The sequence below is a fragment of the Nocardia sp. JCM 34519.1 genome (assembly GCF_020361265.1).
GTDB classification, from domain to species: domain Bacteria; phylum Actinomycetota; class Actinomycetes; order Mycobacteriales; family Mycobacteriaceae; genus Nocardia; species Nocardia arthritidis_A.
In genome coordinates this window covers 105,575-132,237 of the sequence record NZ_JAIRBR010000022.1, presented here as the reverse complement: position 1 = coordinate 132,237, position 26,663 = coordinate 105,575, and the positions used below count along the sequence as shown (strand labels likewise).

General features: G+C 63.1%; 27 protein-coding genes. 18 read left to right on the top strand and 9 right to left on the bottom strand.

From position 1 onward, the window contains the following. The first annotated feature begins 264 nt into the window (after positions 1 to 264). From LGY53_RS36190 to LGY53_RS36155, 8 genes are all read left to right on the top strand, one after another. Complete coding sequence (locus LGY53_RS36190) at positions 265 to 3,927, top strand: NACHT domain-containing NTPase (RefSeq protein WP_225731199.1); 3,663 nt, start codon at positions 265 to 267, stop codon at positions 3,925 to 3,927. Between the two features lie 255 nt (positions 3,928 to 4,182). Further along, the gene (locus LGY53_RS44520) at positions 4,183 to 4,419 is read left to right on the top strand and encodes a DUF6416 domain-containing protein (RefSeq protein WP_225731198.1); all 237 of its coding nucleotides are present in this window, start codon (positions 4,183 to 4,185) and stop codon (positions 4,417 to 4,419) included. Between the two features lie 199 nt (positions 4,420 to 4,618). After that, complete coding sequence (locus LGY53_RS36180) at positions 4,619 to 6,160, top strand: ATP-binding protein (RefSeq protein ID WP_225731197.1); 1,542 nt, start codon at positions 4,619 to 4,621, stop codon at positions 6,158 to 6,160. Between the two features lie 344 nt (positions 6,161 to 6,504). After that, positions 6,505 to 6,630 (top strand): keywimysin-related RiPP, encoded by a 126-nt coding sequence (locus LGY53_RS36175; RefSeq protein WP_225731196.1) that lies wholly within the window; start codon positions 6,505 to 6,507, stop codon positions 6,628 to 6,630. A gap of 30 nt (positions 6,631 to 6,660) precedes the next feature. Beyond that, entirely contained in the window at positions 6,661 to 8,472 is a 1,812-nt protein-coding gene (locus LGY53_RS36170; RefSeq protein WP_225731195.1) for an asparagine synthase-related protein, read from the top strand. Positions 8,473 to 8,482: 10 nt separating this feature from the next. Continuing rightward, on the top strand, positions 8,483 to 8,740 hold the full coding sequence (locus LGY53_RS36165; RefSeq protein WP_225731194.1) for a lasso peptide biosynthesis PqqD family chaperone: 258 nt from the start codon (positions 8,483 to 8,485) through the stop codon (positions 8,738 to 8,740). Then, the gene (locus LGY53_RS36160; RefSeq protein WP_225731193.1) at positions 8,737 to 9,165 is read left to right on the top strand and encodes a lasso peptide biosynthesis B2 protein; all 429 of its coding nucleotides are present in this window, start codon (positions 8,737 to 8,739) and stop codon (positions 9,163 to 9,165) included. Before LGY53_RS36165 ends, LGY53_RS36160 begins: the two co-directional genes overlap by 4 nt. 8 nt (positions 9,166 to 9,173) lie before the next feature. Next, positions 9,174 to 10,943, top strand: a complete 1,770-nt coding sequence (locus tag LGY53_RS36155) for an ABC transporter ATP-binding protein (RefSeq protein WP_225731192.1) — start codon at positions 9,174 to 9,176, stop codon at positions 10,941 to 10,943. On the opposite strand, the gene LGY53_RS36150 is transcribed toward LGY53_RS36155, so the two are convergent. Next, a complete protein-coding gene (locus LGY53_RS36150; protein ID WP_225731191.1) occupies positions 10,917 to 11,681 on the bottom strand; it encodes an AfsR/SARP family transcriptional regulator in 765 nt (254 codons plus the stop codon). The genes LGY53_RS36155 and LGY53_RS36150 overlap by 27 nt on opposite strands. Before the next feature lie 679 nt (positions 11,682 to 12,360). Between LGY53_RS36150 and LGY53_RS36145 the strand changes: the two genes are divergently transcribed. The 5 genes from LGY53_RS36145 to LGY53_RS36125 all read left to right on the top strand — a co-directional run bounded on the left by LGY53_RS36145 (position 12,361) and on the right by LGY53_RS36125 (position 15,836). Then, a complete protein-coding gene (locus LGY53_RS36145; protein WP_225731190.1) occupies positions 12,361 to 12,651 on the top strand; it encodes a hypothetical protein in 291 nt (96 codons plus the stop codon). Continuing rightward, positions 12,648 to 12,869, top strand: coding sequence for a hypothetical protein (locus LGY53_RS36140; RefSeq protein WP_225731189.1), 222 nt, complete (start codon positions 12,648 to 12,650; stop codon positions 12,867 to 12,869). The genes LGY53_RS36145 and LGY53_RS36140 overlap by 4 nt, the downstream gene beginning before the upstream one ends. A gap of 228 nt (positions 12,870 to 13,097) precedes the next feature. Further along, positions 13,098 to 13,502, top strand: coding sequence for an ImmA/IrrE family metallo-endopeptidase (locus tag LGY53_RS36135; RefSeq protein ID WP_225731188.1), 405 nt, complete (start codon positions 13,098 to 13,100; stop codon positions 13,500 to 13,502). Then, positions 13,499 to 14,638: an MAB_1171c family putative transporter gene (locus LGY53_RS36130; protein WP_225731187.1), complete on the top strand. Its 1,140-nt coding sequence runs from the start codon at positions 13,499 to 13,501 to the stop codon at positions 14,636 to 14,638. Before LGY53_RS36135 ends, LGY53_RS36130 begins: the two co-directional genes overlap by 4 nt. Before the next feature lie 7 nt (positions 14,639 to 14,645). Next, entirely contained in the window at positions 14,646 to 15,836 is a 1,191-nt protein-coding gene (locus LGY53_RS36125) for an FAD-dependent monooxygenase (RefSeq protein WP_225731186.1), read from the top strand. Here LGY53_RS36125 and LGY53_RS36120 read toward each other — a convergent pair. The 4 genes from LGY53_RS36120 to LGY53_RS36105 all read right to left on the bottom strand — a co-directional run bounded on the left by LGY53_RS36120 (position 15,814) and on the right by LGY53_RS36105 (position 18,434). Next, a complete protein-coding gene (locus LGY53_RS36120) occupies positions 15,814 to 16,203 on the bottom strand; it encodes a helix-turn-helix domain-containing protein (protein WP_225731185.1) in 390 nt (129 codons plus the stop codon). The two genes, LGY53_RS36125 and LGY53_RS36120, sit on opposite strands and share 23 nt — an antisense overlap. Before the next feature lie 154 nt (positions 16,204 to 16,357). Continuing rightward, positions 16,358 to 17,038: a VC0807 family protein gene (locus LGY53_RS36115; protein WP_225731184.1), complete on the bottom strand. Its 681-nt coding sequence runs from the start codon at positions 17,036 to 17,038 to the stop codon at positions 16,358 to 16,360. Between the two features lie 142 nt (positions 17,039 to 17,180). Further along, positions 17,181 to 17,945 carry a thioesterase domain-containing protein gene (locus LGY53_RS36110; RefSeq protein ID WP_225731183.1) on the bottom strand — a complete coding sequence of 255 codons (765 nt, stop codon included), beginning with the start codon at positions 17,943 to 17,945 and terminating at the stop codon, positions 17,181 to 17,183. Between the two features lie 72 nt (positions 17,946 to 18,017). Next, the gene (locus LGY53_RS36105) at positions 18,018 to 18,434 is read right to left on the bottom strand and encodes a heme-binding protein (RefSeq protein ID WP_225731182.1); all 417 of its coding nucleotides are present in this window, start codon (positions 18,432 to 18,434) and stop codon (positions 18,018 to 18,020) included. A 69-nt stretch (positions 18,435 to 18,503) separates the two neighbouring features. Here LGY53_RS36105 and LGY53_RS36100 point away from each other — a divergent pair, with 69 nt between their 5' ends. Further along, positions 18,504 to 19,391, top strand: coding sequence for an aminoglycoside phosphotransferase family protein (locus LGY53_RS36100; RefSeq protein ID WP_225731211.1), 888 nt, complete (start codon positions 18,504 to 18,506; stop codon positions 19,389 to 19,391). Here the strand turns inward: LGY53_RS36100 and LGY53_RS36095 are convergent. Further along, positions 19,378 to 20,034 (bottom strand): GGDEF domain-containing protein, encoded by a 657-nt coding sequence (locus LGY53_RS36095; protein WP_225731181.1) that lies wholly within the window; start codon positions 20,032 to 20,034, stop codon positions 19,378 to 19,380. The two genes, LGY53_RS36100 and LGY53_RS36095, sit on opposite strands and share 14 nt — an antisense overlap. Positions 20,035 to 20,198: 164 nt before the next feature. Next, positions 20,199 to 21,521 (bottom strand): lipase family protein, encoded by a 1,323-nt coding sequence (locus LGY53_RS36090; RefSeq protein ID WP_225731210.1) that lies wholly within the window; start codon positions 21,519 to 21,521, stop codon positions 20,199 to 20,201. A 74-nt stretch (positions 21,522 to 21,595) separates the two neighbouring features. On the opposite strand from LGY53_RS36090, the gene LGY53_RS43845 reads away from it, so the two are divergent. Beyond that, positions 21,596 to 21,727 carry a hypothetical protein gene (locus tag LGY53_RS43845; protein WP_255664824.1) on the top strand — a complete coding sequence of 44 codons (132 nt, stop codon included), beginning with the start codon at positions 21,596 to 21,598 and terminating at the stop codon, positions 21,725 to 21,727. Here LGY53_RS43845 and LGY53_RS36085 read toward each other — a convergent pair. Continuing rightward, positions 21,717 to 22,670: an Lrp/AsnC family transcriptional regulator gene (locus LGY53_RS36085; RefSeq protein ID WP_225731180.1), complete on the bottom strand. Its 954-nt coding sequence runs from the start codon at positions 22,668 to 22,670 to the stop codon at positions 21,717 to 21,719. The two genes, LGY53_RS43845 and LGY53_RS36085, sit on opposite strands and share 11 nt — an antisense overlap. Positions 22,671 to 22,760: 90 nt before the next feature. On the opposite strand from LGY53_RS36085, the gene LGY53_RS36080 reads away from it, so the two are divergent. Continuing rightward, positions 22,761 to 24,221 carry a carboxylesterase/lipase family protein gene (locus tag LGY53_RS36080; protein WP_225731179.1) on the top strand — a complete coding sequence of 487 codons (1,461 nt, stop codon included), beginning with the start codon at positions 22,761 to 22,763 and terminating at the stop codon, positions 24,219 to 24,221. On the opposite strand, the gene LGY53_RS36075 is transcribed toward LGY53_RS36080, so the two are convergent. After that, complete coding sequence (locus LGY53_RS36075) at positions 24,181 to 24,990, bottom strand: GbsR/MarR family transcriptional regulator (RefSeq protein WP_225731178.1); 810 nt, start codon at positions 24,988 to 24,990, stop codon at positions 24,181 to 24,183. The genes LGY53_RS36080 and LGY53_RS36075 overlap by 41 nt on opposite strands. Before the next feature lie 187 nt (positions 24,991 to 25,177). Here LGY53_RS36075 and LGY53_RS36070 point away from each other — a divergent pair, with 187 nt between their 5' ends. Both LGY53_RS36070 and LGY53_RS36065 read left to right on the top strand, forming a co-directional pair. Then, positions 25,178 to 26,392 carry a cytochrome P450 gene (locus tag LGY53_RS36070; protein ID WP_225731177.1) on the top strand — a complete coding sequence of 405 codons (1,215 nt, stop codon included), beginning with the start codon at positions 25,178 to 25,180 and terminating at the stop codon, positions 26,390 to 26,392. 9 nt (positions 26,393 to 26,401) lie between these two features. Beyond that, positions 26,402 to 26,596: a ferredoxin gene (locus LGY53_RS36065; RefSeq protein WP_225731176.1), complete on the top strand. Its 195-nt coding sequence runs from the start codon at positions 26,402 to 26,404 to the stop codon at positions 26,594 to 26,596. Positions 26,597 to 26,663: the final 67 nt, after the last annotated feature.

Sequence of the window (26,663 nt, the reverse complement as noted above, 5' to 3'; positions counted from 1 at the left end):
CACCACACCGGACAACCAGTCACCCGCTCCCTCATCGCCTTCGACCACTAAACCGGTTCGGACTCACTCGTCTAGCCTTGCAGCTCGTCGACGTGTGTCACATCGACGGCACCAAATTCAGCACCCTCGCAATTGTTAAATACCATTCGGTCGGTATCTAAGGACGTAGCGATCGGTGCTGTACCTGGCTTTCCCTAACGCTTTCCGAATGTGTAGAGTGATGCGCTCACCCAAGACTTGGTTCATTGCCCAGAAGGCCAATTGATGCAATACAGCTACGAGCACCTCAATCCGGATCGCTTCCAAGAGTTGTGCCAAGCCATACTGGTGCGTGAGTACCGGCATGTCCAATGCTTCCCGATAGGCCAACGCGACGGTGGCAGGGATGCTCTTGTAGTCCTCGAGTCCGGTGAACGAGTAGTGTTTCAGATTAAATTCAAACGGGAAAGATTGAAAAACGATGATCCATATACTCACATCAAGAAATGTATAGATAGCGAGAAGTCCAATATTGCACGCCTCGCTTCGGAAGGCTTCGAGCGCTATGTACTGATGACAAACCTTGGAGGCAGCTCCGCTCGGTCAGTGGGGGCGATGGATAGAGCCCAATGCTACCTTAACGAGATTCTGCCAGAGACCATGAACGGTCAAATATGGTGGAGAGCGGATCTCGATGCCAGGCTAAATAATTTATCGGATCTGAAATGGAATTTCGTCGAGATTCTGTCCGGTCGCGATATGTTTCAATACTTGGTCACCGAGTCCAACGCTGATACGGAAAGCCGTCGCTATCAGGCTGTAAAAGGTTACCTCGAAGAGCAACATAAAGATGACAAGGATATAAAATTCAAGCAGGCGGACCTGCAGTCCACTGACTTGATATCTCTATTTATCGATGTCCCTGTAAGACCGCAAGAATCGTCGTCTCATTACGAAGCCTTGGACGAGGTCTCGTTGCAGGAAGAAATTGATAGCCGCTCGTTGGTTAACAGACGGCATTTCTTGGCTGATAGGAACCAAGCCTATGGGGGCGCTGCATTTATCCTGCACACAGCAAAATTCGCCACAATGACTCGAATCGTGGTGGAAGGGGGGGCTGGCCAGGGAAAATCAACCCTTGCGCAATTTATATGCCAGATCCAGCGGATGAGATTGCTTGGTGACGATAAGGGGCTCAGTCGTGTAGACCAGATTTACAGAAGCGCGCCTGCGCGAGTTCCCTTCAAAGTGGATCTCCGAGATCTTTCGTCTTGGTTTCAACGTCGAGATCCATTCTCGGGGGCACCCTTGCCGGATGATATTGTCCTCAGTTTGGAAACATTCTTAGCGGCTCAAGTGCATCGCCTGTCCGGTGGACGGTCATTCAGCGTAGATGATCTGCATGAGTTCTTTTCCAAGACTCCTTCACTAATCGTTCTTGACGGTCTCGATGAGGTAGCCTCGCATGCGGACCGAAAGATAATAGTAGATGCAGTCGACGCGGCGTCGTCTCGGATAGCCTCCTCGTCGCCCTTGACTCAAATTGTTGTTTCAAGCAGACCAGCAGCGATTGCTAGTACTCCGCGCCTGCAACCCGACCCATGGCGGTATTACACATTATCGTCGATAGATGAATCGCTTGTGCATGACTACGCCAACCGCTGGGCAAAGGCCAAAAAGCTAAGAGCGGATGAAATCTCTGAAATACAGAGAACAATAGCTGCCAAGCTGTCGAGCGCTCATGTTCGAGATCTTGCGCACAACGCTATGCAGCTGACTATTCTGCTTAATCTGGTCCATACCCACGGGCAAGGATTGCCTGATCACCGGACTGAGCTCTACCGAAACTATATTAACATATATTTCAACCGAGAAGCCGCGAAGAATAGAATAGTCCGCGAAAACAGGCAATTGCTGATCGATCTGCACGGATATCTGGGATGGATGATCCATGCATCCGCCGAGTCGGAGAGAAGCGACGGTCGAGTCACCGGTGCAAGGTTGCGTGAGCTAATTGCAACCTTCCTTGATGGGCGAGAGCATAAACGAGACTCGGTAGCTCAACTGCTCGACGGTGTAGTGCACCGAATAGTAATGATCGTCAGCAACGTGCAAGATACATTCGAATTCGAGGTTCAACCCTTGCGCGAATATTTTGCGGGGTACCACCTTTATCACACGTCGCCGTACAGCCCCTCTGGTCGTCCGAAAAGTGGAACCAAGCCAGAGATTTTTCAAGCGGTATCAAGGAATCCGTTCTGGTTTAACGTGACTAGGTTCTATGCGGGGTTCTATTCCGTCGGCGAGATTGCCGGGCTGGCCGATCAGATCGAGGAAAATGTAACCGTTGGCGCAGGTGCTGGAACGTCATTTCCTCGCATGGTCGCGTCGGCACTCATGCAGGATCGTGTATTCGACCAAGCCCCCAGGGTCGCCAGACGTATCACTATTGCCACTGCGGATAATCTAGCCTTGCGGTACGCCACCAATCCACGACGAGGTCTCGGTGGCGTAACTCCCATACCCCGACGTGAAGGGGATCGAGATTATATTGCCAACCTTATTATTAACCGAGCACTGTCCGCCGTAAGCGCGGCTGCGCAAGAGGAGTATTCAGAGCTCCTCGGGTATTTGTCCACAAGCGACGGAACAATTGCCGCCAGTGAATGGTTGAAGGCAAGGCCGGAATTTGACTTGGATAGTTCCTCGGCATTGGCGAAGTGGTTGAAGATTGGCGCGTGTGCGGGTGTGCTCGGAGCGTTGGCTGCCGAGGATGCAGTCACGCTCGCTGAACTCGGTGAGGAATTTAAAAATCTGCTTCTTGCGGGCGGGCATGCGGCCTTACTCGGAAGCTCTGAAGCGCAACTTGATGCCGTGATACGTTTCTCAAACGGACAGCTTCCTGTCTACTGGCGCAAGTCAATTTTAAACCCGGTATTTTCCAGGCTTAATCAGTCTCGTGCCATCATTCGAACGCCCTCCAGGCGGAGATCCTTTGTGCCTGGCGCAAAAGGGGGCGACCTTTCGCAAGGGCTTTGTCCAGAAATTGCTTCGATGGTCGCGCATATATCTGGTTGTTTGCTGCCAGAGTGGTCGGAGCCAGAGCCGGCGGATACAGAGGCGCTTGAGAGTGTCCTAGGTGCTCTGGAATCAACCTTAGGGGAGACATGGCTGTCCTGGGAATTAGCGATAGTTGGCCTTCTCCGAAGAAGACCAAAGAGCATCCCTTTGCGTTCTAGTCAGTATCCGGTCCAATTTTGTTTGGAGGTTAGGAAACATAAGTCTGACGCTGAGTGGTGGAGGCATATGAAGAGCGAGTTGGAAGGGGATCCAGTAAGAATCGCTGGCTGGCTGTATGCATATTTCATGTGTGCTCCTGAATGTGTGATCAGAGAAAGCGTTGATGACGCGCGCGTGATCGAACGGGTTACCGATTCTATCCTTGATAGAATCCTCATTGAAATACAGATGGTTAGTACTTCCCGCTTCAGGGAATTGCCGGTGAGTTTGGCAAATGATCTACTTCGCGCCGACGATTTACGGCTTAAAATTGCTTTTGCTTCACGCACTCGACCGGAGGCGAGGGCTCGGATTGCTATGGCGATAGCGGAGTCGGAAAAGAAACTTGAAGGTGCACTCGCAGATTGGTGCATGCGAATGATTCTTATGGGTGATAGTCGTAAGGTGATGGAATACAATGCAGACTTGATAGAAATTGTTAAGAAAGTCTATCTTGCGGCGCCAAGATCGACAGTGCGTTACTATCCTCCGGGAGAGATCATACTTCCGGGATCGGTTAGGCTCGCTGAGGAAATAATCCAGGTTCCTGACCTTTATCCGCCAGTGCTTGTGGCCGGCGCCGATGTTGTATTGTCTGAGCACTATCAAAGACAGCTGCCTTCCGTATCCTCAATAGCGTCAAATGACGGGTGGGCCGCGAATATATGACTGTCGAACCTGGCTGGATTTTGTGGGCCAGTCCGTGCTACGGGGCATCTAGCATGTGTCTGTGGCGGTAGGATCTGGGTGACCTGAAACTACAGGTTAGGATCGGGAGTCGTTGTTGTGCAAGCTATTTCGGTTGCAAATACGCCGCCGAAGCGGCAGGGTTTGGCGAATGCGTGCGCAAACCTACAGGGAGCCGTGTACGTCCCATGACGTGGAACTGGCCCGCAAGGTCTGGGGCGACCTGAGTCCGCCCGGATGTTGTTCTCGGTATTGATCGATAATCCAGGCGACCGATTCTCGGGGCTGGAGTTGGCTCAGTGTCTGAGGAAGCCAAGTTGTCAATCCATTTCGGGCATCCTCAGCGGGGCTGAGCGCGTGTGCACTGCGTATGGTCGCAAGTATCTGTGGTTGCCAGAGCTCCAATCGACAGGGCTGTACGTCTTTTCCATGGACGACGTGCTCGTTACCTTGTCTGCGGAGGTGCGTGGCTGAGTGGATGGCTGCTCATTGGCGGCTTCTGGCAACGATGCACAGCGCTCCGAGTCGATCAAGCGCTCTTGTCGACCTTGCGATTGCGGGTGGCGTAATGCTTGGCGGTGACGGTTTGCCGCGATGATGAACATGGTCGCCTTTGCGGCCGATTACTCCCGATCCGGATCACCGACAACGGTGACTCGACGCTGTCGCAGCTGTGCCGCGCTTGGGCTGCAGTCATAGAAGTGTACTTCTTAGAAGTATAGTTCTAAGCGTGGCTGACTTGGTGAAACCGAATCGAGTGTTCGACCGCGACCGTGAGTGGGACGGGTTGGTGCGGTTTGCCACCTCGTCGAGTCCGGATGTGCGGTTGGGAATCGTCAGTGGACGGCGGCGGCAGGGCAAGACGTTCTTGCTGGATGCGTTGGCAAATGTGGTGGGGGGCTTCTTCTTCACGGCGACCGATGCGACCGAGATCGAGGCGTTGGCGGGGTTCGGTGCCGCGGTGGCCGCGCATGCCGGTGGTGGTCGGTATGCGTTCCGGGATTGGGACGAGGCGTTCGAGCGGTTGTTCGCGGTGGTGGGGGATGGGCTGGTCGTTATCGATGAGTTTCCGTATCTGACCAAAGCGAGTCCTTCGTTGCCTTCGGTACTGCAGCGTGCGCTCGACCCCCGCGGCTATGCGCGGCGGGCGGGTTCGCGGGTGTTGTTGTGCGGGTCGGCGATGTCGGTGATGGGCCGGTTGCTGGCCGGTAGTGCGCCGTTGCGTGGCCGCGCGAGTTTGGAGTTGATTGTCAAGCCACTCGGTTATCGGGAGTCGGCTCGGTTCTGGGGGCTCGCGGATCCACGGTTGGCGGTGTTGGTGCATTCGATCGTGGGTGGGACGCCGGCCTATCGGCGTGAGTTCGTCGCGGGTGATGCGCCGGAGTCCTTGGCGGATTTCGATTCCTGGGTGTTGCGGACGGTGCTCAATCCGCAGGTGCCGCTGTTCCGGGAGGCACGGTATCTGTTGGCGGAGGAGACCGAGATTCGGGATGTGGCTTTGTATCACGCGGTGCTGGGCGCGATCGCGGGCGGGCACACGACGCGGGGTGGTATCGCGAACGCCATCGGACGCAGCTCCACCGATATCGGGCATCCGCTGTCGGTGCTCGAGGATTCGCAGCTGGTGGTTCGGGAAGCGGATCCGTTCAATCGGGCCAAGTCGGTGTATCGGGTGGCCGAGCCGCTGATCGTGTTCTACGAGGCGATCATGCGGCGGGAGTGGACTCGGTTGGAACGTGGGAATACCGAAGCGGCATGGCGCAATTCGCGTGCCACATTTCTGTCACAGGTGGTCGGCCCGCATTTCGAGGGGATCTGTCGGGACTGGGCAATGTCGGTGGGGCCTGAGGTTTTCGGCGATCTGCCCGGGCACGTGGCGGCCGCGACGGTCAGCGATCCGCGTGACAAGCGGCAGATTCAGATCGATGTCGCGGTTTTGGCGCCCGAGGAGACCGGTCAGCCGCGACGCATCTTATCCCTGGGTGAAGTCAAATGGGACCGCACCATGACCATCGGCCATGTGGACCGATTGCGACGTGCTCGAGAATTGTTGGCGGCCAAGGGATATGACACCAGCCAAACCGTGCTGGCCTGTTACAGCGGAGCGGGATTCGATGAGAACCTTGCGGCCGTCGGTGCTGGGCCCGGGCGGCGGTCCAGCGGGCACGACAGCCCCATGCTGGTTGACCTGCACACCGTTTACACCGAGGTGTAGTGGCGATCGCCTCGGTGGGGTTCGCTGTTATCGGGCACTTCGACCACGGGATCGGATCGAGCTTGTTTTCGGGCCGAACGGGTCCAAGCATGATGTTGGTTCTTCAATTGTTTATGAGAGGGATTGATATTTCGATAGCGGCAGAAATTCCCGGGTATAACAGCTCCGGATTCGGACCATGGAATTCCTGTCGGCAACGGTGGGTGAGAGGAAAAACAGCGGGGGAACAATCGGACTACAGCGAGAAACTAGCGGGGTTCGTGATGATCGAGACAGCCCGCTCGAGAGGAACGGGTTGATGTGTCGGGAAGTCGGCGCATCGTTCTCGCAATAGGAGAGTCGAAATGACCGTGAAGAAGCAGAAGTACGACAAGCCCGTGGTGATCGACAGGGGTAATTTCCGCAAAGACACAGGCAATCTCCGGCGCGGCATTCCCGAGCCGATCATCGTGGTTCCGCTCGGCAAGTAATCTTTAGACGCTGGTAGAAAGGAACGACTGATGTCGCTCGGTGGGGGCTTCTTCATCGTCTTGCCCGACGCCGCGGAGGCCCTCACCGTGGCCGAACGGTTGTCCGGGCAGTATCTGCAGCGGGTGGACCATCCGTCTGGTCGCCCGTGGTTGCTGGGCTCTTGGACCGACCAAGAATTGACAGTCGGCAGGTCGGGCACCTGCCTGCTCGCCACAATCGGTGTGGGGCAACAGAATTCGGCTGTTCTGGAGGTTGCGGCCAAACAGGCGTCGACGGTGCATGCGCTCGATGGCTTCGCTGCGTCGCTGATCGGTAGTCACAATTTGATCGCCACCGATGGCAGCCATATTCGGGTGCAGGGTACGGCCTTGGGCATGCGGCGCATGTACGTCGCCCGAATCGACGGAATCCTGGTGGCGAGCGATCGAGCCGACGTGCTGGCGGGTCTAGCCGGCGCGCACCTGGATGACCAGATGCTGGCCTTGCGGCTGTTGGATTTCATCCCATACCCACTCAACGATCGGTCGATGTGGCACGGCGTCGAATTGATCGAGCCGGGAACCTATTCGGCGATTCGCGCGAACGGCCGAACTGCATCCGCACATTCATGGTGGCAGCCGCCGGAGCCGGTGCTGCCACTCGCGGCAGGCGCGGCGCGACTCAGGGATGCGCTCGACGCAGCGGTCAACGCGCGAACCCGCGACAGCGGAATTGTCAGCTGCGACCTGTCCGGCGGATTGGATTCCACACCGGTCTGTTATCTCGCCGCCGCAGGTGCCAAGCGGGTCCTGGCCCGCACCATCGCAAGCCGTGATCCGGCCGACGACGATATGAAGTTCGCGTTGCAGGCCGCAGACGATCTGCCCGAGATAACTCATCTGATCGTGCCCGCCGATGAACTGCCACTGTTCTACTCCGGCGTGCACGACTCCGTTCCACAAGTGGATGAGCCGACGCCGACAGTTCTCGACGCGGCCCGGCAGTTCGCCGGGTACGAGCGGCTGATCGAGGGTGGTGCTGGGATCCACCTGACCGGCATCGGTGGTGATCACCTGCTCACCCCGCCACTCGCACACTGCCGCGACGAACTCGGCCGCCACCCCGTCGTGGCCGTTCGGCACTTGCGGGCGAATCGGGCACAGGAGCGATGGCCACTCCTGCCGGTGCTGTCGACCATCCTGAGGCGCGGGTCGTATGCGGACTGGCTTCGTAACGCGGCAGGACAAGTCCGCCACAGGCAGACACCGCAGACATATCAGCTGCTGGGTTGGGATATGGCACCTCGGGTCCCATCATGGCTCAGTGCCGATGCCGTCGAGATCGCGAGTGAGGCACTGCGGATGGCGGCCGATGCCGCGACACCGCTGTCGGCACGGCGCGGCATCCATTCGGATCTCTTCATTGTCCGGCACGGCACCCGTATCACCCGGATCCTGCACCAGCTGAGTGCAGCGCGGGGCTTGCCGATGGAATCGCCGTATTTCGACGATCGGGTAGTCGAGGCGTGTTTGGCCGTGCGGCCGCTGGAGCGGGCGACGCCATGGGATTTCAAGACCCTCATCAAGGTCGCGATGAAAGATGTCATATCACCTTCGTTGCTCACCCGTCAGACGAAAGGTGCCGGTGCCGCGGACAAAGCCGAGGGATTGCGTCGGTATCAGGCGGATCTCGCCGCGATCTGGCGTGATTCGCACTTGGGTCGCCGTGGGCTGGTTGACATCGATCATCTCGAGGATCTCCTGGGGAAACCGTGGCATTCCAATTTCGCGGACGCGAATTTGGACAACACACTGTCCAACGAATTGTGGCTCGGTTCGCTGTCCGGTCGCTTCGATTTCTGAGGAGGAGTAGGTGACTCGCAGGTTTGCCGCGCACGTCGATGTGGCGAAGACCCGTGACGGTTATGTTTTGCTCGATGGACGGTCCGGCACCTACTGGGAAATCAATGGCACAGGCCGAGTCGTCGTGGAAACATTGCTCGCCGGTGGCGAACTGGACGCGGCAGCCTCGGCCGTGGCCGCGGAGTACGACATCGAACTCGAACAGGCGCGAAGAGATCTGACGGAGTTCGTGGACGAGATCGTGTCGAAAGGGTTGCTGATCCCATGACCTACCAAGGTGTTCTGGAGTTGCCGACCGCACGGGTACGGTGGGTGCACGGAGCGGTCGCACGGTTCATGATCGTGGTCGCGACCGCGCTCACTCACCTGCCGCCGTATCGAATTCGCCAGATACTCATGGTGGTTCGGCGTGGTGCGCACCCTGCCTCGCACGAGTCGGCGGTCGCGGCGCGCAATGCCGTCGTTGCGATCAGCATGCGTTGTGCCGGACGGGACGGTTGTCTCGTGCGATCGCTGTCCACCGTATTGTTGTGCCGGTTCTTCGGTCAGTGGCCGACCTGGTGCATCGGCGTGCAGAACCTGCCACCATTCGGTGCGCACGCCTGGGTGGAGGCCGAGGGAAAGTTGGTCAACGAGTTGGTGCCATACGATTACCTCAGCCGGTTGATCGTGGTTCCACCGATCGAACAGTGAGTGATTCGATGACTCAGCAGAATTCGACAAGAGTGCGCTACCGCGATCTGATCGCACTGCTCCGGAAGCACCGCGGAAAGGTGGTATCCGGAACGCTGTTGATGGTATTGGGTACCGCTGCCGGAATGGTTCAACCGCTATTGACGATGCACATCATTGATGCGGTATCGGCAAGCGACCCGATCGCGGGTACGGTGCTGTTGGTTGTCGCGATATTTATCGCCCAGGCGGTATTCGAGGCGGTCGGCAACTTTCTGATAAGCCGGACCGGTGAAAGTGTTGTCCTCGATCTCAGGACGAGACTGATCGACAGGTTCCTCCATCTGCGGCTGAATATTCTCGATAGATCGCGGGTGGGTGACCTGGTTTCGCGCCTGGGTGCGGATACGACTTTGCTCCGCGAAGATGCGGTGACCAGCTTCGTACAACTGGGTATAGCACTGGTGTCGAGCGTGGCCGCGGTAGCGATCATGATCTATTTGAGCCCGCTCATGACACTCGTCGTCCTGCTCACGGTGCTGTGCGCGGGTGTGCTCGTCGCGGGGGCGCTCGCCGGGATTCGACTGGCGACCGAGGGCGCACAGGCCAGTGTCGGTGCGCTGACCGCGGATACCGAACGCGCGCTGAGCGCACTTCGTACCGTGCGCGCCAGCCTGGCCGAGGAGCAGGAGCGGACCAGGCTCGTCGGTCGAGCCCGCGCGGCGTACCAGAATGGGGTGCGGGCGGCGCGGCTCGACGCCGCGATCAGACCCGCCACGATGCTGGCCGCCCACGGAGCATTTCTGGTCGTCCTTCTCGTCGGCGGGATCATGGTGGCCAGTGATCGACTGCAAGTGGGTCAGCTGGTCGCATTCCTGCTGTATTTCATGCAGTTGGCCACCCCGATCGTGAGTGCGATCGGACTGCTCGGGGCAATGCAGAAGGGTATGGCGGCTTTCCAGCGGGTCGCGGAAGTGTTCGGCATGGACATCGAGACCGGGGACGAATCCGGTTCGAGCGCAACGGCGCCCATATCCGCGCGCAATACGAGCGGGCCGATCCTGTCGGTCGACGGTGTGGACTTCGCCTATGGCGATCGGTCGATCCTGTCCGAGGTTTCGTTCGAGATTCCACGCGGCAGCCTGGTCGCTCTCGTGGGCAAATCGGGTAGCGGCAAGTCCACGCTCTTGGCGTTGATCGAGCGCTTCTACGAACCGGATCGGGGCTCGATCAGGCTGGACGGCGTGCCCATTGATCGGATCGCCTTGAAGACCTATCGGCGTCGTCTGGCTCTCGTGGAACAGGGCGCCCCGGTAATGTACGGCACGCTACGCGACAACCTCATGTACGCGGCGCCCGAAGCGAGCGAGCAGGAAGTCGCTCGCGTCATCGAACTCGCCGGGCTCGAAGAGGTGGTGCACCGGCTGGAGCAAGGGCTGGACACCGAGGTCGGCGAACACGGACATGCGCTCTCCGGTGGTGAACGGCAGCGTCTCGCGATCGCGCGAGCACTGCTGAGCGGTCCGGAGTTGCTATTGCTCGACGAGCCGACGTCGAATCTCGATCCGCTCAGCGAGGCGGCGATCTCCCGCACAATGCGGTCGCTACATCATGAGTGCACGATACTTGTTGCGGCACATAGGTTTTCGACGGTACGGGATGCCGATCGAGTGATCGTACTCAACAATGGCCGGGTCGAGGATATCGGCACCCACGACGACCTGCTCGAGTCGAACTCCTACTACCGGGAGTTGGCCGCCCAATCCGGTCTGTCATTGGCGGCGAGCCCCGAGGGATAGTCGGATCATCGAGCCGATGGCTCGCCCGCGCAATATCGCTTCACCGAGCCGACGGATCTCTTGATCGGGCTCGATACCGAGTTCGGTGGCCAGCAACTCGTTGACCTGCCGGTAGACTTCCAGAGCTGCGGCCCGTCTACCGGTCCGGTCGAGTGCGATCATGAGCTGACCGTAAAAGCGCTCATGCAAGGGATTTCGGGCGATGTGTTGGCGGAGTTCCACCGCCGCCGCACTGTGTCTGCCCAGCGTGAGGTAGGCATCAATCAGCTTTTCCACCGCCATGATGCGCAGTTCCGCGAGCCGGTGCGCCTCGGTCGACTGCAGGGTGTCCGACTCGATATCCATGAGGGCCGTGCCTCGCCACAGCGCAAGCGCGTCCTGCAGGTGGTCGGCGTGTGCGGCGATATCGCCTCGGCTCAGTGCTAGCTCGGCGTCGAGCAGCGCGGCGTCGAATGTGGCTGTGTCCAGCTCGTTCTCGGCGACCGTCATACGGTATCCGGGAGCTACAGTTTCGATCCGGTCCGGTGGTTCTCCGAATTTTGCCAAGGCTTTTCGAATCCGCATGATGTATCCCTGAAGAACCACACGGCTTCTCGCCGGTGGCTGATCGGACCACACTGCGTCGGTCAATTCGCTGACGGAGACTGTTCGATTCGGCTGGCACAGTAACGCCGCCAGGACGATACGTTGTTTCGCCGCGGGAATTCGGATGGTGGTATCACCTGAGGAGATCTCCAATGGGCCCAGGATTCGGAAGCGCATCGTCACCTCGCCTGCTCGACGTGGTGTGGATGAGTTCCCCTGCGGCACTGTGCGATCGATCTAACCATGACCACTCCTCCCGTTCCCCAGCGGACCGTTGACCCGTACCCGGAACCAGCGGGCGGACTTGCGCGTCCTTGACAGTTGGCACGCGCCTTCACGATCCGTTCTTTCCCTCCAAATCAATGACGCAACTGATGCTCCGCCGGTTCCATCGATCCAAGGCCCGGAAAGCTCGGTGGCTTCCGGTAGCCCCAGAGAGGTGACTACAGAATTCGCGGGTGGGGGATCGGGTGCGGCGCGGTGGACTCCCGGTACCGCGAACCGAATGACGTTGGCGTGGGGCGACTTTGGCGGTGGGCCGGGTCGGCGTTCAGCTAGCTTGCTAGTACATGACGAAACGATTGACATATACCCACGTGCATGACAGGGTAGGCGCTATATACATAAGTACACGAGTTGGATCTACACATGTACTGGCGCGCAGGGGTGTCAGTACATGCCGATTGTCCGGGTGCTTCGGTCAGCGATGCTCGAAGCCCCGGCATTCGGGGACATGCTGGGCGTCAACGGGATTCGGATGAATCGACCTACCCCTGGGGTCAGCCACCAGTGTGTGCCCATGGAATACCGATAGAACTCGAGGGTGGGCACGATGGCCAGGACTGGTGCTGTCGGATACCTGCGGCGCGATATCGCGGGTACGCGACAGCAGTGGGACGAAACTCAAATCCGCAGTCTGGCAAACCGGTTGGGATTCGATCTGCGGAAGACGATCACGTTCTGCGCCCGCACCGAACGTCCCGTCGAACGGCTGAGCGCCGCACTGGGCGCCCTCGGCGTCGACACCTTGTTCGTGCCGAGCCTCGCCCATTTCGACGGCGGCGAGATACCGGCGACGCTGCGGGCCGTCACCGTGATCACGGTTTCGGATAAAGCCGCATGAGCATCGATCAGCGATTCAGCCTGCTGGACGTCATCGCCGCGTACGGACCCGACGCCGTGATCGCCCGCATCGCAACATTGCATGCGACAGGTTGCCACCGAGCCGCGCAGGTGATCGAACGAGAGTTGAACCAGCTCAACGTTTTACGGTCGGAACGCAATGGCGGTCCCCGCATGCCGGCCGAGGTTGACGCGCCTCGTTTCGGCGGGCTAGCCTGAACCCCATTTCCAACGCCGTCGAATTTCGTATTCTCTTTGCCTGGACGGCGATGCGCCAGAAAGGTGGGGAAAGCCATGGCGCGTAAGGCGAGGGAATCAGGGGGCATGAGGGCCGAACGTGAGCTACGTCGCCGGTGCCGAGACCTGCTCAACGAGTTGGGGATCCGGCCACCGCTGGATGTGGTGACCCTGTGTCGGCGGCTGGGTGAGCGGCGGGGCAGGCCGATCGTGCTGCTGGCTCATCCCATCGAGGTTTCCGGTCCGTTCGGGGCGTGGATCGCGACCGCCGAGGCGGATTACATTCTGTACCAACAGGAAACGACGAAGGCCCACCAAGATCATATAATCCTGCACGAGCTGGGACATATCATCGCCGGTCACGGCGGTGACGAGCAGGACGATGCGTTGATGAGCCAATTGTTTCCGCCCGAGGCCGGCTGGAACCCCGACGCGGTGCGTCGCGCCCTGCGCCGCACGTCATATGACACGGCCGAGGAACGCGAAGCCGAGACGGTCGCCACGATCATCCTGGAGTGGGCGTCGGTGTTGGATCTGGTCGCGCCGCCGCCCGCATCGGATGAATCCGTCCGGCGGTTCGAGTCCGCACTGGATGACAGGCTGGGTTGGTTGTGATCTCGGTTCGGCTGGTGGAGTGGGTGGAGGCCGCCGCCCTGGTGTGGATGCTGTCCCTGGTGACGCGCAGGCCGGGCGATATCCGGCTGCGCTGGATCACCGCGATGGTCGCGTGCTGGAGCATCAACATTCCCTGCATAGTGCAGGCCGGCACCGGCCAGGATTTTCTGGGCCTCGATCCCATGTGGTGGCAATTGATCGGCCAGGTATCGGTGCTGACCGGTGCGTACTGCATGGTGTGTTTCTTCCTGTTCACCCTGCTCGATCAGCGGCGCGCGGCCGCTCGCGCCAAGTGGAATGCCTTGGTCCTGATCACCGTATTGATCGTGATGATCGTGGCGACCGCGACCATGCCGACGGATATGCGGCTCATCGCCGCGAAGAATGCGATGAACCCGCAACCGGCCGCCCGCGGTGTTATCGCCATCGCGGTGTTCTACACGGCCGCGAACGCGTACATGCTCTCCGCCATGGCGACCGCCGCGGTGTCGACCGGTCGGGCCGCCCGCCATGCGGTCGGTTGGTTCCGGCGCGCGCTGTTGATCACCACGGCGGGGTCGGCGACGCTGGTGCCGGTCTGTGTCATCTTCATGTTGGACGGGGCCTTTCTCTTCGCCGACGCCAACCTGCCCACCCCGATCCACCTGACCGCGCTGGTGCTGCTGCTGCCCGGTTGCGCATTGTTCCTCATCGGGATCGCGCTGCCCGCCGCGATCACCAGGGTTGCGGCAGTGCGTATTTGGTGGCACCACCTGCGTGCGTACCACGCACTGGGTCCGCTGTGGACCGTGCTCCATGCGGAGTTCCCGGAGGATGCGTTGGTCCGCGCGCCGGTGAATCCGTGGCTGGATCGGGTACGGCTCACCGGTGTGCACCGCCGCTTCTATCGGCGGGTCATCGAATGCCGGGACGGTCTACTGCGAATCAGCCCCTATATCACCAAGATTCGGCAGGACGGACCTGCGACCGCACGGCTGGCCGATCAACTCGCCGCCGCGGTCGGCCTTCGGGCCGCCGGTGTATTCCCGGGCGAATCCGTCGCATTGATCGCGCCGCCGTCCGGCCCCGGGCTGGATGCCGACGTCGACGAACTTCTCACCCTTTCGCGCGCCCTGCGCACGAACGCGAACAACTAGGAATTCAGTGACTCGAGCGTTGATAATCGGTGGCGGCATCGCGGGTACCGGCACCGCGATGGCCTTGCAGCAGGCGGGCATCGATTCCGTTGTGTACGAAGCGTATCCGCGCGGAGCCGACGACGTCGGCTCGTTTCTCACGGTTTTCGCCAACGGTATGGACGCGCTGCGCGCAATCGACGCACATCGACCGGTGCTCGAAAATTCTTTTCCCGCAGAGCAAACCGATGCATTCGACAGCGCTGGTCGCCCGGCGGGGCAAGGCAGCCTCGGCGGTCGGCGCGGCATCGGTCCCCGCACGCTGACCCGTGCGCAGCTGTACCGGGTGCTGCGGGATGAGGGGACGCGGCGTGGCCTGCGCATCGAATACGGCAAACGGTTGATCGGTGCCGAGAATGCGCCGGGCGGCGGTGTCATCGCCCATTTCGAGGACGGCAGCCAGGCGGAGGGGGATCTGCTGATCGGCGCGGACGGTGTGCATTCGACCGTCCGCCGCATCATAGATCCCGCCGCATCCGAGGCCTGCTACGGCGGGACAATCGTGATCTCCGGATACGCCGAGAATGCGCCGGTCCCACCCGCGCCGCAGACCTACCGCGTGACCTACGGCAGTCGAATTATGTTCGCCTACACCACCACTCCCGACGGAGAAACCTGGTGGTTCACCAACGTCCCCGAATCACGCACGGACAACCTGGAATTCGACAACGCCGAGCGCTGGAAGAACCGGGTGGCCGATCTCCTGTCCGGCGACAACACCCCGGTTATCGACCTCATCCGATCCACCGAACGGATATTCGCGGTGCCCGCGTACCACCTGCCCGCGCTCCCCGTTTGGTACACGCCGACCATGGTCCTGGTCGGCGATTCGGCGCATGCGGCGAAACCTCAAGCGGGCCATGGTGCTTCGATGGCGTTGGAGGACAGCGTCACCTTGGCGAAATGCCTGCGCGATGTCGCAACCATCGAGGATGCGTTCGCCACCTACGATCGACTACGTCGTGCGCGGGTGGCTCGCGTATCGGCCACCAGCGCACGCATGAGCAAATTCGCCACGCCCGCAGGCGCTCTTACCCGCATCTTCCGGGATGTGGTGATCCTGCGGCTGGCCAAGCCCCGCAACCGCAACGCCGACGGCTGGTTGATCGACCATCACATCGACTGGAGCGCCCCCATCACCGATGGTCATCCGGTGTGACGGAGGATTCGACGGGCGGCAGATTCTCGATCTCGCGCGCCCGGTCGATGATCGCGGCGATATTCGCGAGCGTTCGTGGCGTGAGCCCCGAGGCGCGCAGTGCGAGGTTGCGCACGTCGGTGTCCTTCATGGCTTGTAGCAGGCGCAATTGGGATTCGATCGACTCGTCGGCGCCGTTGTCGATCAGATACGAGGCCGGGACACCGAAGAATTGGGCGATCGCCTGCAGATGCTGCACCGTCGGGTTGGATTTCACTCCCGACCGCAGCTGCCACATATAGGCGGCGCTGATCGACGTCCCGGTCGAGCGGGTAATCGCCTCCGCGGCAGCAGCATTGGACAACGGCGGTTCGGAAGGTCTACGCATGACCTCGAACAACCGATTTATCTTCGCGGCCAACTCGGTTCGGGCCCGGTCCGGGCTCTCCGAAGCTGCCTGTTCGCTGTCCACGGTTCTCCGTACTACACGGCGGCAGTTTGCTACAACAGTACATCACTTGGCGGCCGGCGCACGCCACGGTTTACGGCCGGTCGAACCCGGCCTCGGCGGCGACCTTTGCGCGCGTGCGCGAATTGCGGACGGCCCGTTGACTACTCACCTCCAGCAGGACGAATACCACCACATATTGCAGACCGCTGACGAGGGGCACCTGATCGATCGGAAGGGTGTAGGCGAGCACCACCCGCACCACCGCGTCCGCGAGGAGACCGATCCCCCAGATGGCCGTGGCGAGCATCATCGCCCGGCGGAAGGTGGGCGAGCGCAACCAACTGAGCTCGATTCGCTCGTGGATCGCGCCCGTCGTCATCGTGCGCGACAACTGGAAGTAGAAGGGCGTGCGCAACATTGTCGCGCATATCCACAGACCGACCGCGCCGGTGATCCAACCGTCCTTGGCCAGTGCGAAGCGGGGGCTGCCGGTGACGAACGACATCGCGACGCTCAACGCCAGGATGCTCATGGTGAAGATCGCCATCGTGTCGACGCGTCGCTGGGTGGCGACGGTCCATCCGGTGCGGATGGCGGGCGGGATGACACCGAGCGTCACGGCCAACCACGGGTCGACACCCGCCGCGCGCAGTGCGTAGTAGAGCGCGATCGGCGCGACCACATTGATCGCGATCTTCTCGAGCACGGCGCCGCGGGTATCCGGCGGCTTCGTCGTCGATCGCCGGTCCGTCGCGGATATCGGTGCGTTCATCGGATTCCCTTTCGAATCGTGACGAAAAATGTTTCGTACGAATGAAATTAGGAGTCGGAAACGCTCGGCGGCATGACCTTGGCTCCCCGATCGGGGTGGGGCTGGCACTACCGTCGGCGGTAGGGCTCGGTGGTGGAAGCGCTTACGGGTTCAGCTCGCCGATTGTCGAATTGATCCCGGCGGCAATGACTTCCGCGTGCGGCGAGCGCATGATGCCGTAGTGGTCGGTGTCCAGGCACTGCCATGCGCTCGGCTCCGGCAGATGCGCGTGCCAGGTGGCCTGCCACACCTGCGGCGTCGCGGTCGGCGTCAGCTCCGGGACCGGCCGGTCGGCCACCCAGAGCCTGCTGGGTGTCTGCGTCAGCCGGGGCAGCCGGTGATAGCTCATGCTCCGCAGGTTGGTGCGGCAGCATCGGGCCAATTGTTCCGCATACTGTTGGGTGCCGGGCCCTTCGGCGCTATCGAGCTCGTGCGCGATGATCGCCGCCAGCTTCGCCTCGTCGTAGTGCCGGAACAAGACGCCCGACGCGGGCGGCGGGGGATCGATGAGATGCAGTGCGCGCACGGGCGCTCCGGCCGCCTCCGATTCGGCGGCCATGCCGATGGCCACCCAGGCGCCGAACGACCAGCCCGCCAACTGCCAGCGCCATTCGTCGTTCGGGAACCGCGTCAGCAGCGCGCTGTGATAGTTGGCCGCCCGCTCCGCCAGCGTCCACTGCGGCGAAACGTCTTGCCGCAGTGCGGGATCGGCGATGAGACAGACGGTGAGCGCCGGATCGAGCGCGGCGGCGAGCGCGCGGTAGACCCTGACATCGCCGCCGATCGGATGGATCAAACACAGCACATCCCGGCCGGTGCCGGGCTGCCACAGCTCCAGCGGAAATGGTTGACGCACTGACTCTTTCACGTATTCGAAAGTGTAGTCCGCCGAACCGAATCCGGCATGTGGGAAATTTCGGACCGGATAACCACCGGTGGCTCAGCGCGATCCGGCCGCGGCGGCCGCGATCTTGTGATCGGTCATGAGGGAGCCCGCACCGGCTACGCCGACCGCGCCGATGGTCGCGCCGTCCGATCGAATCAGCACGCCACCCGGCTCGGGCATCGGGGTATACGGATCGGTGGGCCACGGGGCGTCCGACAACAGGTGGCCGAGTAGTTGTCCCGGCCGCAGGGCGGTGGCGAATTGGACGGTGTCGTATCCGAGCATGACCGCGGCGGTGGCTTTGCGCGGCGCGGAGTCGACGGTGCCGAGATGGGCATCGTCCATTCTGGCGAAGGCGACGAGGTTGGCCGAGGCGTCGACGACGGCGACGGTGATCCGTGCGCCGCGCTCGGCCGCCGCCTGCTTGGCCGCCGTGATCACCCGGTCGGCCTGTTCGAGCGAGATACTCATCGGCACGTCCTCTCGGTCGGAAATCACTTGTGTGCCTGGCGGGGGGTGGGTGAGGCTGCGGGGGTGAAGATGCACGCCGACCAATTGACAGTAACCCCGGCGACGGTGCGGGCGCTGGTCGACGAGCAGTTCCCGGCCTGGCGCGGGCTCCCGATCCGGGCGGTCGGGGGGACGGGGACGGTGCATGCGATCTTCCGGATCGGCGATCATTTGGCGGCCCGGTTGCCGCTGGCGCTCCGCCCGGTCGAGGCGGCGCGGCAGGCGTTGCTCCGCGAGGCGGATGCGGCGCGGAAGCTGCTGGGCCGCACGCCTTTCTCGACACCGGAGCCGATCGCGCTCGGTGCGCCCGACGCCGGTTATCCGATGCCGTGGTCGGTGCAGACATGGGTGAGCGGAACCGTTGCCGCCGTGGACGATCCGGGCGATTCGGTGGGATTCGCACTGGATCTGGCCGAGTTCATCCGCGCGGTGCGTGAGATCGGCACGGACGGACGCGAATTCGGCGGCGGCGGACGCGGCGGCGAGCTGCACGCGCACGACGAGTGGATGCGAACCTGTTTCGAGCGCAGCGCGGGCATGCTGAATGTCGCGGCGCTGCGGGCGATCTGGGCGCGGATGCGGGAGCTGCCGCGCGGGGCTGCCCCGGACGTGCTGAACCACGGCGATCTGATCCCTGGCAATGTGCTGGTGTCCGGCGGCCGGTTGGCCGGGGTGATCGACGTCGGCGAGCTGGGTCCCGCGGATCCGGCGCTGGACCTGGTTGCGGCGTGGCATCTGCTGGATGCGGTGCCGCGCAGCGTCTTTCGCGCGCATCTCGGATGTTCCGAACTCGAGTGGGAGCGCGGCAGGGCCTGGGCGTTCGAACAGGCGATGGGACTGGTCTGGTACTACGCCGAGAGCAATCCGGCGCTGAGCCGGATCGGCCGGCGCACGCTCGAACGGATCACCGAATGCTGAGGATCCAGCGGCCCTTGCCGGTCGATTTCGCCTCGTAGAGGCCCGTATCGGCGGCGTCGAGCAGTGATTCGGCATGTGCGCCCGCGACCGGGGTGAGCACCGCGCCGATGCTCGCGGACAGGCGCAGTGGATGATCCGCGACGACTATCGGTTCGGCCAGCGCCGTCAGCAGCAGGTTCGCGATCGTGCGGATGCGGGCGTCGTCGGCGGGCGGCGGGATCAGGGCGACGAATTCGTCGCCGCCGATGCGGGCGATCATGCAGTCCTCGCCCCGCACACTGTCGCGCAGCCGGTCCGCGACCACGGCGAGCACCTGATCGCCGGTGCCGTGGCCGTACCGGTCGTTGACGTCCTTGAAGTGATCGAGGTCGGCGAAGCAGAGGCCGATATCGTCCTCGCCCGCCGCCGCGATCGCCGCATCGATGCGTTCGAGCAGATGCCGCCGATTCGGCAGTCCGGTCAGCGGATCGTGGCGCGCCTGATGATGTAACTCGCCGATCAGCTGGGCGAGAACGCGATTGGCCTCCAGCAACATGCCGACCAGCAGCGGCGCGGACGGACCTGTCGGAACCGGCACGCCGCCGGTGGTTGTCGACCTCTGCTGCCGCTCGGATACCGGTGCAGCAGGTACGAACTCGTTCACCGCGGCCCCCATCATCGTCGTCACCGCCGGGCGATGCACGCCGGCGATGCCATACCCTGTACAGCCCGTGATCCTGAAAAACTACCGCACGGAATGGCTTTCAGGAATGGCTGGAAGATCGCCGACGCGACGCGATTCGGTAAACGGTTGGGTTGCCGAAGGTTTCAGCTGCCGGGAAAACCGGGCGGCAGGGGTTTGAAATCGGCCATGAAGCGCGGACCCGGCGAGAGACCGCGCAGGATCGCGGAGGTCCAGGCCACCGCCGGAGTCCAGCCGACACCCGCGTTGACGACGTGTTCGGGCAGCGGGACGGTGTAGAAGCGCAGGTCGGCGCCGCGCTCCCAGTAGGAGTGGACAACGGGTAGCACGACGGAGGGCGGGATGAGTTCGTCCCACATGCCGTGCCACCACAGGACAGGGCTGTCGGGGACGTATTTGCCGAGGCTGTTGTCCTGCAACACCTTCAGGATGTCCGGTTGGGTCTCCAGCGACTTCCCCGGCTGATAGTAGGCGCTGACGGGCCGGTAGAAACCGGTGGCCGCGGCGGTGAACACGCAGCGGTTGTGCACATCGGCGACGAGTTGCTGTCCGTCCGGGGTGAGCAGGTCGTCGACCTTGAAGGCGTCCGGATATTCCTTGGCGAAGGAGGCGAGGCCGAGCCACATGGTGAAGCTGCTCAGCCCGGTGACTCCCGGCTGCGGCTTGGTCGCGTAGTCGGCCAGCATCCGCAGGTCGCCGGGGGTGCCACCGATCGAGGTGCCGAGCAGGCGGACGTCGGGCGCGTAGGTCTTGCGCAGTTCGGCCGCGCGGATCGAGCCGGAGCCGCCGCCGGAGTACCCGTAGAGCGCGATTCCGGAATCGGTGAGGCCGAGTGCCGCATCGTTTTTCGCGGCGCGCAGGCTATCGAGGACCATCTTGCCCTCGTCGTAGGTGTTGAAAGTGTTGAATTTGCCGTCGAAGTCGGGGATGTTGATGGCGAATCCCTGTGCCAGCCAGCCGACTACGAGCGTCGACTCCTTCATCGTGCCGACCTGCAGCGTGTAGGACGGATTGCAGGACGAGTCGCTGGAATCGATGGCCTCCTGGAACGACACCAGCGGGCGCGGGCTGCCCTGCCACGGAATTCCGGGAACGATGACGGTCGTCGCGGTGACGATCGGATTGTCGTAGATATCGTTGGTGCGATACAGCAATTGCTTGGTGTACACCGGGAACGGAATGCCGAGCACTCGGGTCTGCACCTCGCGGGTGCGCACGATCTGCCCGGGCGCGTACGAGGCGAGGTCGGCCGGATCGTCGTACCAGGGGTCCTTGTCCGGCGTCGGGATCGGCAGCATGTTGTACAGCTGCGGTTCGCTCGGCAGGTCCGGTAGTTGATTCTGGTCGGGCGGGAAATTCTGGGGGAAGGCCGAGGCGACACCCGCACCGGATGTCGTAAGGCAGGCTGCCGAGCACAGCACCAACAGCCGATACAGCGTCTTCTTCATCGAAGCGTCCTTCATCAGGTCGGCCGCCGCATCACGGCCGTTGTACAGATCCATCACACGCGATTGTTTCTCCGGTGCATACCGTCAAATCAGCAAAGCTGACGGTGCGGATTTGGCAAGATGCACAACTTGCTCAGGTCGCTGAGCTGCGGATTAGCCGCGATATGCCCGGCTTTTTTGTGAAATACGTCGTTGTCAGCGAATGAGGCCGGTGCGTTTGACCGTGCTGAGGATGGGATGGGTCTCCACCGCGCTGTCGCCGGTCAGCGGGCCGAGGGTCGCGGTGAGGAATTCGTAGAGTCCGGTGCGGTCGGCCGCCGCGACGGCGATGAACAGATTCGAGGTTCCGGTGGTCGCGGCCGCGAAGCGGACCTGCGGGTGGGCGCTGAGCGTACTGCCGGTCCGCTCGAGTTCGGCGGGCGGCACCGTCAGCCAGAGCAGCGCGTCGGTCTTGATGCCGAGCAGCGCGAGGTCCAATTCCGTTGCCAGACGGATCATCTGGCCGTCCAGAATGGCGGCGATGCGGCGGCGGGCAGTGGTCGCGCCGATTCCGGCCCGCGCGGCGATGGCGCCGTAGCTCGCGCGCGCGTCGGCGGTGAGCGCCTCGATGAGCGCCGCGTCGACCGGTTGCGGCGCAGCGGGTTTCGCCGGTTCGGTGGGTGGGCGGAGCTGGGCCAGCTCGGTCTCGGTGAGCAGGCCGCCGGTCCAGGCGAAGGCGGTGGGGAAGACCCGGATGAGCTGCTGGGTGCTCCAGGAGGTGACTGCGGCGGTGGCCGGAAGGTCGCGCAGCAGTAGCCCGTTGCGCGACGCGGCGTTGGCCAGGAACAGCACGACGCTGATTTCCTCACCGCCGCCGAGGATTTCGACCCATACGGTATCCGGCCGGTGCGCGAGCGTGCGGGCGACGGCGCCGATGGTGCTCGGGCGGCAGCGGATTCGCAGCGCGACGGGGGTGAGCTCGGGAAAATACAGCGGGTTGCGGACCGCGGTGGCGCGCAGGGTGCCGTCACCGTACAGCGGTGCGGCCCGGCGCAGCACCGTCCGCTCCGAGAGGTCGAGGCAGTCCGCGATGGTGCGCCACGACGCGCGCGGAGCGGCCAGCAGCGCGGCGGCGATGCGCTGCTCGAGCTGGTCGAGGCTTTGTCGCATAATCGCCATTTTCGGCCGTGTGGAGTCCGAAAATCTACAAGCGGCCACGAAACAGATCGTGATTTCGGTGTCGCGTCGTAAACCGGACGTATGGACAACAGCATCGAACAGCGTCACGTGGTGATCGGAACCGGGTCGGGCAAGCTGCGCGGGGTCGCCACCGGGTCGGTGGCCTTCCGCGGCGTCCCGTACGCGCGGTCACCGATCGGTGAGCTGAGATTCGCGGCGCCGCAACCACATCCGGGTTGGACGCGGATCCGGGACGCCATCGAGGCCGGACCCGCCGCGCCGCAGTGGCCGTCGCGGCTCGAGGCCGTGATGGGCACCCGGCTGCCGGATTGGTCGGAGCACGGCTGCCTGAACCTCAATATTTGGACGCCCGACGACGATTTCGGCGCGGCGCGGCCGGTGCTGCTCTGGTTCCACGGCGGCGGTTTCACCAGCGGCAGCGGCGGCTGGGACTGGTATGACGGCGGACGCCTCGCCGCGCTGGGCGGCATCGTGGTGGTGACCGCGAACTATCGGCTCGGGCCGCTCGGTTATCTGTATCTGCCCGAATTCGGCGCGGACAATCTCGGCACGCAGGATCAGGCCGCCGCGCTGCGGTGGGTGGTGGACAATATCGCCGCGTTCGGCGGCGACCCGGGGTCGATCACCGTCGGCGGTCAGTCGGCGGGCGCGTTCTCGGCGCTGGCGCTGGCCGCGGATCCGGGGACCGGAGGTATGGTGCGCCGGGTGATCGGGCAGTCCGGTCCGTGGGGTATGCCGCCGCAGGATCCCGGGGAGGCGGCCGGTGTCGCGGCGAAATACCTAGAGATACTTGGTATTTCATCGGACAGTCAGCGGTTGCGCGAGCTGCCGGTCGCTCGTCTGCTCGCGGCCTATGCGCGGCTCTTGGCCGATAGCGCGCGGCCGGGCGGCATCGCGCCGCCGATGTATCCGGTGCGCGGCGGCGCGGGGCAGGCCGTCGGCTGGCCCGAGGCGCTGGCGAGCGGCGCGCTGGCGGATAAGGATGTGCTGATCGGGTCCACTGCCAACGAGGCGACGTCCTTCCTGGCGCTGAACCCGATCGTCCAAACCGCCGACCGCGATACCGCCGTTCGCCTGCTGGCCGAACGGGGCGGTGCGGCGCGGTACGACGAATACGCCGACCGCTATCCGGCCGCCGGACCGGCCGAACTGTTCACCGCGATCGTCGGCGATCTGCTGTGCGGTACGGCGGACCTTGCGAATGGTCTTGTGGCACAGGGTAATCCGACATACGTCTACCGGTTCATGCGCGGCCCCGCCGTCGATCCCTACGGGTTCGGCGCGGCGCACTGCGCCGAACTGCCCTTCCTCTTCGGCACCTTCGAGAGCTATCCCAACGCGCCCATGCTCGGCACATTCGGCCCGGCGGACCGGGTTCTGGCGGCCGAATTCGGCGGTGCGCTGGCCGCTTTCGTCGCGACCGGAACGCCGAACGGGCCCGCGCTCGAGCCGTGGCAGCCCTACGCGACGGACGAGTCGATCAGGTACTTCCGGTCGGCGGCAGCTCCCGCCGCTGGGTGAGTGCCGGATCGTCGGCGCTCGCGGCGAGTGCGGCGCGCACGCGCTCTGCCGTGCGAATCAGATCGTGGCCGAAATGGTCGAGGAAGCTGGCCATCTCGTCCAACCGCGTGCCCGCGGGAGTGGTGGCGCCGAGGATTTCGCTGCCGTCGTGGGCCGTTGCGGAGAGCACGCCCAAGGTCCGCACCGAGACGAGGGTGGCGCGGAACCACGCGTCGGCGTCGAGGACGTAATGGTCCGCGCGGCCGGAATGGCGCTCGCGCCGAATCAGATCCCGGATCATGAGGTGGCGCAGCGCCGTCGAGATCGACGCCGGGCTCACCCACAGCCTGCGGCACAGGTCGGCGGAGGTGAGCCTGCCGGAGTCGCTGACGAAGAAGCAGGCGAGCACCCGGGCGGGGGTGCGCGGCATTCCGCCGTCGGTGAGCAGCGTGACGACGCGGACGGCGAAATCGTGCACGGCGGTCAGGTCCCGATCGAATCCGATTGGGATATCGATGTTTTCCGCCGTGACCCGGCGCCGGTCGGTGCGCCGCGCGCGCCGCTTCGCGGCCAGGTGCGCCCGCTCGGCGTGGTAGCGGCCCGGACCGCCGTTGCGGGCGACCTCCCGGCTGATGGTCGAGGTGGGACGGTCGAGTTGGCGGGCGATCTCCGCGTAGCCGAGTCCCTCGGCCAATCCGGCCGCGATGCAGTCCCTGTCCGCGCTGGTCAACCTGCCGCCGGGCATCGCGCGCACCTCCTCGCTCGCTGCCGCCAGTATGCGTTCATACACACACCATTGCAACGACGCCCGCGCCAATTGCTTTCATGCACATGACCGTTGCAATGACCACGACGAATCTAGCTGCGACGGAACGGGAATCGGCGGCAGACTGGTTGAGTCGGCTGATGAAAGCGACGTAGCGTCCGACAGCGCCTATCAGGAGTTCTGGCCTCGGTACGAATATTGAGGAGTCAAGATGACTACAGCATCGAGAAGCGGGGCGGAGTCGGTATCGGTGATCTCGGGTCTGCCGCTCGACCGGCAGGCCGATCGGCCATTCGACCCGCCTGCCGAGCAGACCCGCTTGCGTGAGCGAGAACCGGTGGTCCGCATGGATTTTCCGGACGGCCACCGCGGCTGGCTGGCCACCGATCACGCGACCGTGCGCGCGGTGCTCGCCGATCCGCGGTTCAGCTCGCGAAGTTCGTTGCAGCACTCGCCGTTCGAGGGCGTCGTGCCGCTGGAGCTGCCTCCGGGCACCTTCGTCCGCTACGACCCGCCCGAACACACCCGGTTCCGAAAGCTGTTGACCGGCAAGTTCACCGTGCGACGGATGCGGCTGCTCACCGAGCGCATCGAGGAATTCACCGCCGAACGGCTGGACGAGCTGGAGCGGCGCGGCGGACCGGTCGATCTGGTGACCGAATTCGCCCGCCCCATACCGGAAATGGTGATCTGTGACCTGCTCGGCGTGCCGCAGGCGGACCACGACCGGTTCCGGACGCTGGCCGCGGCCGAACCCGGCGCACCGGCGAAGGAGATAATCGACCAACGCATGGCCCGGTTCACCGATATCGGGACCTATATCCGCCATCTGGTCGTCAGCAAACGCGAGCGACGCACCGACGACCTGCTCAGCGATCTGACCGAGAGCGACCTCACCGAGGATGAGCTCGCGGGCGTCGGCGGCCTGCTACTGGTGGCCGGGCTCGACACCACCGCGAATATGCTGGCGCTGGGAACCCTTGCGCTGCTGCGGAATCCGGAGCAGCTTGCGCTGCTGCGGGCGGATCCGGACCTGATCGACGGCGCGATCGAGGAACTGCTGCGCTACCTGAGCATCGCGCACACCATCGGCCGGGCCGCCCTCGCGGATGTGGAGATCGCCGGGCAGGTGATCAGGGCCGGAGAGACGGTGCTGCTCTCGGTGCAGGCCGCCGATCGCGACGGCACTCGGTTCGCCGAACCGGACACCCTCGACATTCGCCGGAACCCGGTGGGGCACTTGGCCTTCGGGCACGGCATCCATCAGTGCCTCGGCCAGCAGCTGGCCCGCACCGAGATGCGGGTGGCCTTCCCCGCGCTGCTATCCCGGTTCCCGGCCCTGCGTCTCGCCGTCGCGCCGGAGCGGATCGAATTCCACGGACCCTATGAAATCGGTGGCGTGCGCGAGCTCCCCGTCATTTGGTAAGGATTGTCGATGCGAATTATCGCGGATCGCGAAATCTGTGTCGGCGCGGGAATGTGCGCCCTGACCGCGCCGGAAAACTTCGACCAGGACACCGATGAGGGCAGGGTGCTCGTCCTCGACGAGAATCCGGCGCCGGATCGACAAGAGGCGGTACGCCAGGCGGTGCTGGCCTGCCCGTCGGGTGCCATCACCATAGCGGAATAGCCCCGCCCGAACCCGCCGACCGGCCTACACTGCGAATATCCCGTAGGGCCCGAGTCACGGTAGGTCG

Bases quoted from the DNA above. Each gene is read 5' to 3' on its own strand.
- LGY53_RS36140 (WP_225731189.1), top strand. From the start codon at position 12,648: ATGAGCATCGATCAGCGATTCAGCCTGCTGGACGTCATCGCCGCGTAC.
- LGY53_RS36145 (WP_225731190.1), top strand. From the start codon at position 12,361: ATGGCCAGGACTGGTGCTGTCGGATACCTGCGGCGCGATATCGCGGGT.
- LGY53_RS36105 (WP_225731182.1), bottom strand. From the start codon at position 18,434: ATGAGTATCTCGCTCGAACAGGCCGACCGGGTGATCACGGCGGCCAAG.
- LGY53_RS36090 (WP_225731210.1), bottom strand. From the start codon at position 21,521: ATGAAGAAGACGCTGTATCGGCTGTTGGTGCTGTGCTCGGCAGCCTGC.
- LGY53_RS36070 (WP_225731177.1), top strand. From the start codon at position 25,178: ATGACTACAGCATCGAGAAGCGGGGCGGAGTCGGTATCGGTGATCTCG.
- LGY53_RS36120 (WP_225731185.1), bottom strand. From the start codon at position 16,203: ATGCGTAGACCTTCCGAACCGCCGTTGTCCAATGCTGCTGCCGCGGAG.
- LGY53_RS36175 (WP_225731196.1), top strand. From the start codon at position 6,505: ATGACCGTGAAGAAGCAGAAGTACGACAAGCCCGTGGTGATCGACAGG.
- LGY53_RS36100 (WP_225731211.1), top strand. From the start codon at position 18,504: ATGCACGCCGACCAATTGACAGTAACCCCGGCGACGGTGCGGGCGCTG.
- LGY53_RS36160 (WP_225731193.1), top strand. From the start codon at position 8,737: ATGACCTACCAAGGTGTTCTGGAGTTGCCGACCGCACGGGTACGGTGG.
- LGY53_RS36065 (WP_225731176.1), top strand. From the start codon at position 26,402: ATGCGAATTATCGCGGATCGCGAAATCTGTGTCGGCGCGGGAATGTGC.
- LGY53_RS36080 (WP_225731179.1), top strand. From the start codon at position 22,761: ATGGACAACAGCATCGAACAGCGTCACGTGGTGATCGGAACCGGGTCG.
- LGY53_RS36085 (WP_225731180.1), bottom strand. From the start codon at position 22,670: ATGCGACAAAGCCTCGACCAGCTCGAGCAGCGCATCGCCGCCGCGCTG.
- LGY53_RS36190 (WP_225731199.1), top strand. From the start codon at position 265: ATGCAATACAGCTACGAGCACCTCAATCCGGATCGCTTCCAAGAGTTG.
- LGY53_RS36155 (WP_225731192.1), top strand. From the start codon at position 9,174: ATGACTCAGCAGAATTCGACAAGAGTGCGCTACCGCGATCTGATCGCA.
- LGY53_RS36115 (WP_225731184.1), bottom strand. From the start codon at position 17,038: ATGAACGCACCGATATCCGCGACGGACCGGCGATCGACGACGAAGCCG.
- LGY53_RS44520 (WP_225731198.1), top strand. From the start codon at position 4,183: ATGTTGTTCTCGGTATTGATCGATAATCCAGGCGACCGATTCTCGGGG.
- LGY53_RS36170 (WP_225731195.1), top strand. From the start codon at position 6,661: ATGTCGCTCGGTGGGGGCTTCTTCATCGTCTTGCCCGACGCCGCGGAG.